Source organism: Luteibacter aegosomatis (genome assembly GCF_023078455.1).
In the GTDB taxonomy this organism is placed as follows: Bacteria; Pseudomonadota; Gammaproteobacteria; order Xanthomonadales; family Rhodanobacteraceae; genus Luteibacter; species Luteibacter aegosomatis.
The window spans coordinates 4644525-4656380 of sequence record NZ_CP095740.1 but is presented as its reverse complement, the minus strand read 5'-3'; the positions used below and the strand labels follow the sequence as shown (position 1 = coordinate 4656380).

Here is an 11856-nt window from a genome sequence, read left to right as displayed (position 1 = left end):
TTCCACGCCTTTCGTCCGTCCTCCACTCTCCGTTTCCGATAAGGGGAATCCGCGAGGGCAGACGATGGAATCGCTTCAAGACGGCTTCAGGCGCATGCCCCGGCTCACCGGGCTGATCGTTTCGGCCTGCCTGTTCACGCCCGCGTTCGCCGCCGTCGTCGACTGCGGCGAAGAACACTTCGTCAGCGGCGAGCATCGCATGCCCACCTATGCCGAGGCGCTGGCGCAGTGCCGTGCGGAAGAGGCGGCGATGACGGATCCGGCGAGCGGCGCCTACATCCGTGCCCGCTCCTGTTACGACGCCGGCACCCCGGGAGAGTACGGCCCGTGGGCGCACGGACGCGTCGCCATGGACCTGGTCGACCGGCGGACCGGGCAGGCGGCCACGTTCGAGTCGCTGTGGATGTGCAAGCCGTCGGTAGCGCGCGACGAGATGGGCGCCGTCGTGGATTGACGGCGCTAGGTACGATTTCGACGATCCTCGATGGTCGTCGCGGCATCGGCGGTACGTGACGGCCGTCGATGCCGCTTTTTCTTCAGGCCGAGGCCTGGCGCGCGAGATAGCGCCCCGGCGAATCGCCGAAAGCCTTGCGGAACATCGCCACGAACGCGCTGGGCGTGGCGTAGCCGAGCGCATCGGCCACCACCGCCACGGGCTCGCCGACCGCCAGGCGTTCCAGCGCGCGGGTAAGGCGCGCCTGCTGGCGCCATTGCGCCACGCTCCATTGCGTTTCCTCGCGGAACAGTCGCGTGAGCGTGCGCGTGGACATCCCCGCCCAATTCGCCCATTCGTCGATGCCGCGCGTGTCGTCGGGATTCTCCAGCATCGCCATGGCGATACGGCGCAGGCGGCGGTCCACCGGCATCGGCAGGTGCAGTTCCTCTTCCGGCGCGCGGCGGATCTCGTCGAGCAGCACGGCGAGCAGTCGTTCGCGTTCGGGCGTGGTCTCGCTGTCCAGCGGCCAGCGCGCGGCGCGCTTGATGATCTCGCGCAGCATGTCGTCCACCCCGATCACGCAGGGTTTGTCGGGCAGGCAACCCGCGATCGAGGGCGCGATGAACACGCCCCAGGCCAGGCTCGGGCCCGCGATGCTCACGGTGTGCAACTCGCCCGGCGGCATCCAGCCCGCGCGGCGCGGTGGCAGCAGCCAGGATCCGCGCTCGGTGCGAGAGACGAACACGCCCTCCTCCACGTAGTAGAACTGGCCGCGCACATGGCGATGCCACTCGGTTTCCTTCAGGGGAATCTCGCCGCGCGCTTCGTAGCAGATCAACGGCGGACCGTCCGCGCTTTCCAGGAGTTGATGGAGGCGCTCATCGTGCATCTTGGCCCATCCTCGACATAAGTTGGCCGGATAACGTTATCAGGCCTTTACCTATCATGGCTAACATTTGCTTCCCCAAGTAACTGCCCCGTGCGGCGTCCCAAAGGCCGTGCAAGGGGGCAACCGACGCCGGAGGTCCCCATGATCCGTCTCGTCACCACCGACTTGTCCGAAGCCACCGACGGACGCGAAGCGGGCGATGCCCTGGTCACGTTCGTGGCCTGCGCGCATGCCATGCTCGACCCGGGCACCCCGGAAGACCGGCTTCGCAGGCTGGAACCGCGCCTTCTGGCGCAGTTGCCCACCCTTCGTGCGCTGGGCGTCTTCGAACTGTTCGACATAAAGGATCCGGCACTCGCCGCGATGCTCGCCGACGAAAACCTGAATATGTAAAAACCTGAACTATTCGATCCCAGCATATTTGCCTTGACAACTATATTTGGGGCAATAGAATATGCGGCCATGAACATGCATTGCCCCCAGCCGGATGGCCGCGAAAGCCTTGGTGCCCTGATCGGCATGGTTCGCAGCGAGATCGTCCGTGCGATCGAGACGGACCTCGCCTCGCAAGGGGCCGACCTCAAGTTCACCCAGTTCCACGTGCTCAAGCGCCTGGCCGCCAGCGGTCCGATGACCGCCACCGAGCTGGCCCGGGCCGTGGATCTCGACGGCGGTGCCATGACCCGCCAGCTCGACCAGCTCGAATCGAAGGGTTACCTGCGCCGCCAGCCGCACGAACAGGACCGGCGCGCCCTGCGCATCGAACTGACCGAGGCGGGCGAGGCGCTGTGGAAGCACCTCTACGAGAGCAACACCGCCACGCTCGAGCGGGCGCAACGGAGCCTGTCGGCCACCGAGCGCGAGCAACTGCACGACTACCTGGGGCGCGTGCTCGACGCGCTCCGCGACAAAGACTGAACCCACACGTTCGAGGCAAAACGCATGCGTCTGCACACTCTCGTGGCGGCCGTCGGGGCCGCATTGATCCTTTCCGGCTGCGTCACCAGCCGTGGACTGGATCCGCAGGGCAGGCTCACCGACCCGTCCACGCTCCATGCCGAGCGCAGCCTGGCCAAGGTGTCGCCGGCCAACTGGCCCGCCACCGACTGGTGGACGGGCATCGGTGACGCCCAGCTCAGCGCGCTGATCGATGAAGCGCTGAAAGACAACCCCGATCTCGCCGCCGCCGACGCACGCGTGCGCCAGGCCCAGGCGCAGACGGGCGCGGCGGACGCGGGCCGCGGCCCGAGTGCCACGGTGGGCGGTGGCGTCGCCGGCGCGCACCTGCCGGGTACGCTGTTCCCCGAGCCGCTGGGTAACCATTTCGCGTGGACCAAGTACGGCTACGGCAACTTCAGCTGGGATCTCGACCTCTGGGGCGGCAAGCGCGATGCGTGGGAAGCCGCGGTCGGCGCGCAGCACGCGGCCGAGATCGACGCCCGCGCGGCACGCATCGAGTTGTCGACCAACGTCGCCCGCGCCTACGTGCAACTGGGCTATGCGTTCACCCAGATGGATGTCGCCAAGGCCGAACTGGATCGCAGCCGCGCCTCGCGCGACCTCACTCGCCAGCGCGTCGCCGCCGGTGTCGACAACCAGATCCAGGTGAAGCAGTCCGACAGCGAAGTGGCCTCGGCCGAGCGCGAGATGGCGGTGGCGCAGCGCGCCATCGACGCGTCGCGCAGCCAGCTCAGCGTGCTGCTGGGCAAGGGCCCGGATCGCGGCCTGGACATCGCACGCCCGGCCGCCCTGTCGCCGGCCGCCGTCGCGGTGCCGGCGAACCTGCCGGCCGACCTGCTCGGCCATCGCGCCGACCTCGTCGCCGCGCGCTGGCGCGTGGAAGCCTCGTCGAAGGACATTGCCTCGGCCAAGACCGAGTTCCTGCCCAACGTCAGCCTGGGCATCCTCGCCGCGCAGGTCGCCAGTGGTTCGAGCGACCTCTTCAGCTCGCGCGCCCGCTTCTGGCAGGTGCTGCCCGCCTTCAGCCTGCCGATCTTCGACGGCGGCCGCCTGCGCGCGAACCTGTCGAGCAAGGACGCCCAGTACGACCTCGCCGTGGCCCAGTACAACAAGATCCTGGTCGGCGCGCTCAACGAGGTGGCCGACGATCTCTCGGCGCTGGATTCGGTCGGCACGCAGCTGCAGGCGCAGCAGCGCGCCCGCGATGCCGCCCAACAGGCGTACGACCTCGCCCAGCAGCGCTACAAGGCCGGTGTCGGCAGCTACCTCGACGCGCTCGTCGTGCGCCAGCAGTTGCTCGAATCCGAGCAGCGCCTGGCCTCGCTCCAGGCGCAGCAGGTCGATACCTCCGTTCAACTGATCCAGGCGCTCGGCGGCGGCTTCCGCCCCGAGGCGGGCGACCAGCCGGTCGCTTCGACGGCGCCGGAACACCACTGATCACAGTTACCCAAGGCAGCTAACGATGTCACAAGAAACCACCGCCCCCGCCGGCGCCGTCGTCGCGCCGCCCCCGAAGAGCCGTCGCGGGTTCTTCCTCAAGCTCCTCGTCGTGCTGATCGTCATCGCCGCGATCGCCTGGACCGTCTGGTACTACGTCGACGGCCGCTGGTACGAGGACACCGACGATGCCTACGTCAACGGCAACGTCGTGCAGATCACGCCGCAGATCGCCGCCACCGTGCTCTCGATCACCGCCGACGACGGTGACCTCGTGCACAAGGGCGACGTGATGGTGAAGCTCGACGACAGCGACGCGAAGATCCAGGTCGAGAGCGCCCGCGCCGAACTGGCCAACACCGTGCGTCGCGTGCGTGGCCTCTACAACAACGTGAGTTCGGCCCAGGCCGATGTCGCCGTTCGCCAGACCGCCGTCGATCGCGCCCGCGCCGACTACAATCGCCGTCGCGACCTCGCCAAGTCCGGCGCCATCTCGGCCGAAGAACTCTCCCACGCGCTCGACACGCTGACCTCCGCCGAAAGCAGCCTGGCCTCGGCCAAGCAGAGCTACAGCACCAGCAAGGTACTCGTCGACGATACCGTGGTGGCCTCGCATCCCGACGTGCGCGCCGCCGCCGCCAAGCTGCGCAACGCCATGCTGGAAGAGGCGCGCACCGTGATCGTGGCGCCGGTGGACGGCTACGTCGCCAAGCGCAGCGTGCAGCTCGGCCAGCGCGTGCAGCCGGGCGCCGCCCTGATGGCCGTGGTGCCGCTGCATGAAGTCTGGATCGACGCCAACTTCAAGGAAACGCAGATGGAGCACATGCGCATCGGCCAGCCGGTGGACGTCACCGCCGACGTGTACGGCAGCAGCGTGGTGTACAAGGCGAAGATCCGCAGCCTGGGCATCGGCAGCGGCAGCGCGTTCTCGATCCTGCCGGCGCAGAACGCCACCGGCAACTGGATCAAGATCGTGCAGCGCGTGCCGGTCCGCGTGGTGTTCACCGATCCGAAGCAGCTCGACGAGAAGCCGCTGCGCCTGGGCCTCTCCACCAAGGTGACGGTGTCGCTGCACGACCAGAACGGCCCGCTGCTGGCCACCCAGGCGCCGACCCAGCCCGAGTTCTCTACCGACGTGTACGCGCAGCGCCTCGCGGGCGCCGACGCCGAGATCGCCAAGGTGATCCACGAGAACGCGTCGGCCGGCGAAGGCGAGCAGGAAAAGGCGCCGAAGTAAGCGCGTGACCGGGGTGCGGCGCATGCCGCACCCCGACGCCTCTTCGACACGTCCTCCAACGACCAGGCTTATCCATGAGCACCGAATTTCGACCGCCCAATCTGGCGTTGTCCACGGTGGGACTGTCGCTCGCGACCTTCATGCAGGTGCTGGACACCACGATCGCGAACGTCTCCCTGCCCACCATCGCGGGCAACCTGGGCGTCAGCTCCAACCAGAGCACGTGGGTGATCACCTCGTTCGCGGTGAGCAACGCCATCGCGCTGCCGCTCACCGGCTTCCTCACCCGCCGCTTCGGCGAAACCAAGCTGTTCGTGTGGGCCACGCTGCTGTTCTCGCTGGCCTCGTTCCTGTGCGGCATCGCGCAGAGCATGAGCATGCTCATCCTGTTCCGCGCCATCCAGGGCGCGGTGGCGGGCCCGATGTACCCGATCACGCAGTCGCTGCTGATCTCGATCTATCCACCGGCCAAACGCGGCATGGCGCTCGCGCTGCTGGCGATGGTGACCGTCGTGGCGCCCATCGCGGGCCCGATCCTCGGCGGTTGGATCACCGACAACTACACCTGGCCGTGGATCTTCTTCATCAACGTCCCCATCGGCATCTTCGCGAGCATGGTGGTGGCCAACCAGATGAAGGGGCGCCCGGAAACCACCGAGAAGCCGAAGGTGGATTACGTCGGCCTCATCACGCTCATCATCGGCGTGGGCGCGTTGCAGGTGGTGCTCGACAAGGGCAACGACGAGGACTGGTTCAATTCCACCTTCATCGTCGCCACCGCGATCATCGCCGCGATCGGCCTGGCGGTGTTCCTGATCTGGGAACTCACCGACAAGGATCCGATCGTCAACCTCAAGCTCTTCCGCCACCGCAACTTCGCGATGGGCACGTTGTGCCTCGTGCTGGCCTACGCGGCGTTCTTCGCCATCGGCCTGCTCGTGCCGCAGTGGTTGCAACGCAACGTGGGCTACACGTCGACATGGGCCGGCTTCGCCGCGGCGCCGCTGGGCATCCTGCCGGTGATCCTCACGCCGTTCGTGGGCCGCTACGCGCACAAGGTAGACCTGCGTATCCTCGCATCGGGCGCGTTCATCGTGATGGGCGCCACCTGCTTCATGCGTTCGGACTTCTACCTCGACGTGGACTTCTACCACGTGGCCGGCGTGCAGCTGGTCCAGGGCCTCGGCGTGGCGTTGTTCTTCATGCCGGTGCTGTCGATCCTGCTGTCCGACCTGCAACCGCGCGAGATCGCCGCGGGCTCGGGCCTGGCGACGTTCCTGCGTACGCTGGGCGGCAGCTTCGCGGCCTCGCTCACCACGTTCCTGTGGGATCACCGCGCGATCGTGCACCACGAGCGGTTGGCGGAGAACATCACGCCGTTCAACCCGGACGCGCAGCAGGCGCTGGCGCAGATGGGCCACGGCGATCCGACGTACGCGGCCGCCGCCATCAACCAGGCGATCACGCAGCAGGGCTACCAGATCTCGTTCAATGAAGTATTCGAACTGCTCGGCTTCATCTTCATGGCGCTGATCTTCGTGGTATGGCTGGCGAAGCCGCCGTTCGCGGCGAAAGCTGGCCCGGCAGCCTCGGGACACTAAGCCCTTCCCTACCCCTCACGTCGTTCCTGCGCACGCAGGAACCCAGCGCCTCAGGCCAGGGCAAGCGACAGCATCGCATCGGTTCCTGCCGTTCCAAAACGAAGCCCGGCGACATCGTGTCGCCGGGCTTTTTGTTTCCGTCGGACGATTTTGTGAAGTGCACGAGAGGCATCACCCACATGCGGGCACAGGCGGCACCGCACGACCGACGAAGAGTTCGTCTTCTACTCCGGAAAGATGGGATTCACGATGCTTCGAAGAGCCGAAAGGTCACGTCGATGTCTCCCCTTGCACCGAAGTTCCGAGGGCCGAGGTTTCTTCGATATCGATCCGAACATGCCCTATCCTGGGATGTGGTGAAGACTGAGGAGAAGCATTCTTGGGATTTGTCATTTTGTTCTGTGCGCTTATATTGGCTGGTTTTGCATTCTGGGCTTTTACACTTGTCTCGTTAATTGGAATGGTCAGGCATTTCAAATCCCCGGGAGAAAGATTTTCGCGACGGACGTTATGGAACCCGATAAATGCACTGACGATTCCTGCAGTCCTGACTGACAGGGGGCTGATATGGCGTCGTAGGGTTTTTTTCGGAATTTGCGGATTCCTTGGATGCGTTGGTGGTGCTAGCCTTTTGATGCTGTGTTTAAAAGCATTCCTTCAACCATAGTGAAGGCCTTCGATCGTCTAGCGCTAATGAAGATATTTGGACGATTGATGAATTTGTCGGATCTTTCGTAACTCAACGTTGCCCTTGAGTTACGAAAGATCTGCGTAGACAGTAATTCTGTTGGGTTCCGTCATGTCATGTCCCGCAGTCCGATCGAAAAGATGGGAGGCCAGCCGTTAAAGGCTGAGATGGCGTTAGATTCGATACTACAAAGCCGAAAGTTCGATTCTTCAGCGACAGGTTGTCGATGTAGTTGCCTGTATCGATGTCGTTTTTATGTCGGATGCGTTTGACGAAAAGATAAAGCCTGGGGCTATGGCGCGGAATCGATAGGTTCGTCCTTGCGTGCATGGGCAATGAGTATGATTCATCGATAGAGAGCCTGATGACGTTGACGTTGTCGGGCTTTTCTTTTCGCTAGAGCGAAGAGCCGTATGGGTGGTTAGCGAAAACCGAATTCAAGGCGCTGGGCTCCTGCGTGCGCAGGAGCGATGTGAGGTGGTAGGTGGTTGTAGGAATCGTAGGTTCTACGTGCGCGTAGATGTGTGATTGGAACAATCCGCGCTTTGCTCTCCTCCCATGTATCCGAAGCGCCGTAGGGAGCCGGGGCGTGTCGTCTCCGGAGCGTCTCCGGAGGGAGGCAAAGCCGGACGAGGATTTAGCGACGGAGATGACGCGTCCGAGCTCCGTGCCTCGACGCCCTCGCTTCAAGACGATGGCAAAGCCGAGAAAACAAAAGAGCCCGGTCGTCGCCAACCGGGCTCCATTTCTTACGAACGTTTCCGCAAGAATCAGATATCGAACCCGATACCCACCAGCGCCATCGTCTCGCCGCGGTTCGGTTCCTTGAAGCTGCCGTTGGAGATGTGGCGCACCTGGAAGCTGACGTTCTTCCACTGGTAACCCAGCGTGCTGACGAACTCGTAACCGCTGGACAGGGCCTGCGTGCGACCGCCCGCCGTGCCGGCCACCTGGAAGCTGAAGAACAGCGGCTGGTACCAGTCGCCCGAGCTGCCGTAGTGGAAGCGCGCACCGGCGGCGCCGATCCACACGTTATTGGTCACGCCGGGGCGGGAATCGCGGTAGCGGCCGATGTCGCGGCCCTTGATGTAGCCGATCGAGATGTCCGGCGACCAGGTGAAGCGGCTCTGGCCCATCTGCTCGGGTTCGAAGATCGACTCGATGAAGAAGGCAGGCGTTCCATGATCGTCCATGTAGCTTCGGCCGCCCTGAATCTCCAGGTGGGCGGCGGCGGCCGGAGCGGCTGCGGCGGCGAGGGACAGGGCGGCGAGAGCGCCGAGGGCGAGGCGGGACGAGCGCATGGGGACGAAAATCCTTGAGGTCTGTAGGTTTGTGAACTGAATCGTTCGGTAAATGGTGTTCACCCTGCGTGAATAAAGGGGTGGGGTGAGATTTTTCCCACACATGGTAGGAAGATGCGGGTGCGGTGTTTTGACAATACGGGCCGTGGCATGCGTTCAAGACCGTCGCGGGCCTGCCGTTAATGACGCAACGAGTACCCCATGTCGGCGGTCGGCATGGGCGGGTCAGCGGACGGACGGGGTTACTGGGACGGTGGGATGGGGCAAGCCAACAGGAGCGAGGAACGCGCGCGCCCGGCAGGTAAGGCTGGCGACGTGGGCCGTCTCCCTGGCGGTGTCGGTCGGCGTGGTGGCGCTGGTGGCCGTGCTCCAGGTCGACGGTTACGATCGCATGCTGGCCGGCCAGCGCAGGCAGGCCTCCGCGGCGGCGAGCGCGCTGGTCCGGATCGTGGACCAGCAGATCGACTCGAGCCTCGGCCCGCTGCTGGCCTTGCGCAACGCCATCGACGGACCCGGGGAGGACTCGCTCCGCCTGCGCCTGGCGGAAGTGTTGGCGCGCCATCCCGAACTGCCGGGCTTCGTCGCGCTCGATGCGCAGGGCGAACCGGTCGCCGCAGTCGGCACCCCGAGCGTCGATTGGCGGCCGAGCATGGACGTGCCTCGACGCACGGTGCTCGGCACCGGCGTGCGGGTGTCGATCAGCCCCGCCACGCCCACGATGGCCGCGAGCATTCGCGTGATCGCCGATACGCGCGTCGCGTATCCGTCGGCCGTCGGCACCCTCATCGAGGCGGCGCGCGTGCGCGAGGGCATGCGCCACATGATGCTGGGCCGAGCCGGCATGGCCGTGTTCTCCCCCGAAGGCCGCTTCTTCGTCAGCTGTCGTGACGACGGCATTCCCCCTTGGCACGGTGTGCCGAACATCGCCGGGGGCGCCGTTTCCGACGAAGACGCGGAACACCTCTTCGCGCGCGCGGCGTCGGCGCGCTATCCCTTCGTGGTGGTGATCGGCGTGGATCGCGCCGGGGTGCGCGACGACTGGATGCGCCAGGCGCAACCCTCGATGCTCGCCACGCTGGTGCTGGTGCTGGTGCTCAACGTCGGCGCCGCGCTGTTCGCCCGCGCCTATCGCCGCCAGGTGCGACTGGTGGATGCCCTCACCCGTACCTCGCGCCACCTCGGCGACGTGCAGCGCACCGGCCACATCGGCCTATGGGAGGCGGACCTCAGCACCGGTACCATCGCCTGGTCCGGCCAGGTGCACGAAATCACCGGCCTGCCGCCGGAGCGCGTCGAGGGGCGCCAGGGCACCTATTACAAGCTCGTGCATCCCGACGACCAGCCGCTGATCGTCGAGTGGCTGCATCGCTTCGACCACGGCGATGGCCCGTACGACATCGAGCATCGGCTGTGCCGTCCCGACGGCAGCGAGGTGCAGGTGACCATGCGCGGAGCGCGCATCACCAACGAGGAAGGTGCGTCGATCCTCGCCGGCACGATCACCGAAATCACCGACCTGCACGAAACACGCCTTCGCCTGCGCGACAGCGATCGTGACCTCGCCGCCAGCGAAGCCGCCTACCGCCAACTGCTGGCGCGCGTGCCGCTGCCGTTGGTGATCGTGCGCGACGACCGTATCGAATACGCCAACCTCCTCGCCGAGCAGCGCCTGGGCCGCGAAGGCAGCACGCTGGTCGGCCGCGAGGCATCGGCGTTCATGGATACCGATGCGCTGGACGCCATCCGCCGCGGCGGCGAGAGCGCCAGCGTCACCGCCTGGCTCGAACCCGAGGAAGGCATGCCGTTCGAGGCGGAGCTGGCATTGTCCGAAGTGCGCGATGGGGGCCGGGGCACGCTGGTGATCGTGCGCGACGTGACCGAACAGCGTCGCTACGAGGAGCGGCTCAATTACCAGGCCACCCACGACGAACTCACCGGGCTGCCCAACCGCCGCTCGCTACGCGGCACCCTGCAACGCATGATCGCCAACAGCACGCGGGACGGTTCGGGCCTGATGGTGCTGTTCATCGACCTGGACCATTTCAAGGTCATCAACGATGCGCTCGGCCACGAACTGGGCGACCAGGTGCTGCGTGACATCACGCTGCGCCTGGGCGACGCACTGGAAGGCGAAGGCCACGTGGGCCGCTTCGGCGGCGACGAATTCGTGGCGATGGTGCCTTTCACCTGTTCGCCGGCCAAGGCGCTCGACGTGCTTCCGCGCATCCAGAATGCCATCGAGGAACCGCTCGAGGTCGGCGGCACGGTGCAGCGCCTGCGATGCAGCATCGGCGTGGCCTTCGCCACCCGCGACGGCGCCGATGCCGATACGTTGATCCGCAATGCCGACACGGCCATGTACGACGCCAAGCGCTCGGGCCGCCACACCTGGAAACGCTACTCGCCGGACATGCATGCCACCGCGATGGCACGGCTTACGGTGCTCACGCGGTTGTCCGGCGCGCACCTGGACCAGGAACTGTCGCTGGCCTGGCAGACGCAGCACTCCGGCGACGACGGCCGCGTCATCGGCGTGGAAGCCCTGCTGCGCTGGCCCTCGGCGCCGGGCGACCTCGGTTCGCCCGACCGCCTCGTGCCGCTGCTGGAGGAAACCGGCGCCATCGTGCAGATCGGCCAGTGGGTGCTGCGCGAGGCCTGTCGTCGCCAGCATCGCGTGGCCGAGGTGCTCGGGCCGCATTGCCGCGTCGCGGTGAACGTCTCGGCGATGCAGCTGGCGCATACCGACCTCGTGGCCGAGGTGCGCCAGGCACTGACGGAAACCGGCGCGCGCGCCTCGTTGCTGGAACTGGAACTGACCGAAAGCGCCTTCATGCTCGAGCCCGAGCGGGCGATCCGCACGCTGCACGAGTTGCGCGCGATGGGCGTCAGCATCGCGCTGGACGACTTCGGCACGGGCTATTCCAACCTCACCTACCTGTCGCGACTGCCGCTGGACAAGATCAAGATCGACCGGCATTTCACCAGCACGCTCCTGCAGGACGACGTGGATGCCTCGATCTGCCGGTCCATCGTCTTCCTCGCGCGCAGCCTCAACCTCGAGGTGGTGGCCGAGGGCGTGGAGACCGAAAAGCAGCGGCGCTGGTTGTTGTCGGAAGGTTGCACGTCGATGCAGGGCTGGCTGTTCTCGCGCGCGGTGCCGCTGGATCAGCTGGGTGCGCGCCCGGCACCGCTCGATCCGGTAGTGTCCTGAGGCCGGGCCATCGTTTCGATAGGGCGCCAATGCGTTCGCGAAACATGGATTTATCCAGCCCGGGCGAACACCTACATTGGAGCGGTGGCAATCCCC

Annotated in this window: 9 protein-coding genes; 7 read left to right on the top strand and 2 right to left on the bottom strand. The window is 65.8% G+C overall.

Annotated features, from left to right (window positions below; all coding sequences use genetic code 11):
* The first annotated feature begins 64 nt into the window (after positions 1-64).
* Positions 65-454: a hypothetical protein gene (locus tag L2Y94_RS20750; RefSeq protein WP_247371819.1), complete on the top strand. Its 390-nt coding sequence runs from the start codon at positions 65-67 to the stop codon at positions 452-454.
* Between the two features lie 82 nt (positions 455-536).
* On the opposite strand, the gene L2Y94_RS20745 is transcribed toward L2Y94_RS20750, so the two are convergent.
* Complete coding sequence (locus L2Y94_RS20745) at positions 537-1325, bottom strand: AraC family transcriptional regulator (protein WP_247371816.1); 789 nt, start codon at positions 1323-1325, stop codon at positions 537-539.
* Positions 1326-1466: 141 nt separating this feature from the next.
* On the opposite strand from L2Y94_RS20745, the gene L2Y94_RS20740 reads away from it, so the two are divergent.
* The 5 genes from L2Y94_RS20740 (at position 1467) to L2Y94_RS20720 (ending at position 6560) form a co-directional block, all read left to right on the top strand.
* Positions 1467-1718, top strand: coding sequence for a hypothetical protein (locus L2Y94_RS20740; RefSeq protein ID WP_247371813.1), 252 nt, complete (start codon positions 1467-1469; stop codon positions 1716-1718).
* A gap of 69 nt (positions 1719-1787) precedes the next feature.
* A complete protein-coding gene (locus tag L2Y94_RS20735; protein ID WP_247371810.1) occupies positions 1788-2243 on the top strand; it encodes a MarR family winged helix-turn-helix transcriptional regulator in 456 nt (151 codons plus the stop codon).
* Between the two features lie 24 nt (positions 2244-2267).
* Positions 2268-3722, top strand: coding sequence for an efflux transporter outer membrane subunit (locus L2Y94_RS20730; RefSeq protein ID WP_247371807.1), 1455 nt, complete (start codon positions 2268-2270; stop codon positions 3720-3722).
* A gap of 25 nt (positions 3723-3747) precedes the next feature.
* Positions 3748-4959 (top strand): HlyD/EmrA/EmrK family protein, encoded by a 1212-nt coding sequence (locus L2Y94_RS20725; protein WP_247371804.1) that lies wholly within the window; start codon positions 3748-3750, stop codon positions 4957-4959.
* Positions 4960-5033: 74 nt separating this feature from the next.
* Positions 5034-6560, top strand: a complete 1527-nt coding sequence (locus L2Y94_RS20720) for a DHA2 family efflux MFS transporter permease subunit (RefSeq protein ID WP_247371801.1) — start codon at positions 5034-5036, stop codon at positions 6558-6560.
* Positions 6561-8018: 1458 nt separating this feature from the next.
* Here L2Y94_RS20720 and L2Y94_RS20715 read toward each other — a convergent pair.
* Entirely contained in the window at positions 8019-8549 is a 531-nt protein-coding gene (locus tag L2Y94_RS20715) for an acyloxyacyl hydrolase (protein ID WP_247371799.1), read from the bottom strand.
* A gap of 253 nt (positions 8550-8802) precedes the next feature.
* Between L2Y94_RS20715 and L2Y94_RS20710 the strand changes: the two genes are divergently transcribed.
* Positions 8803-11760 (top strand): GGDEF domain-containing phosphodiesterase, encoded by a 2958-nt coding sequence (locus L2Y94_RS20710; protein ID WP_247371797.1) that lies wholly within the window; start codon positions 8803-8805, stop codon positions 11758-11760.
* The last annotated feature ends 96 nt before the right edge of the window (positions 11761-11856 follow it).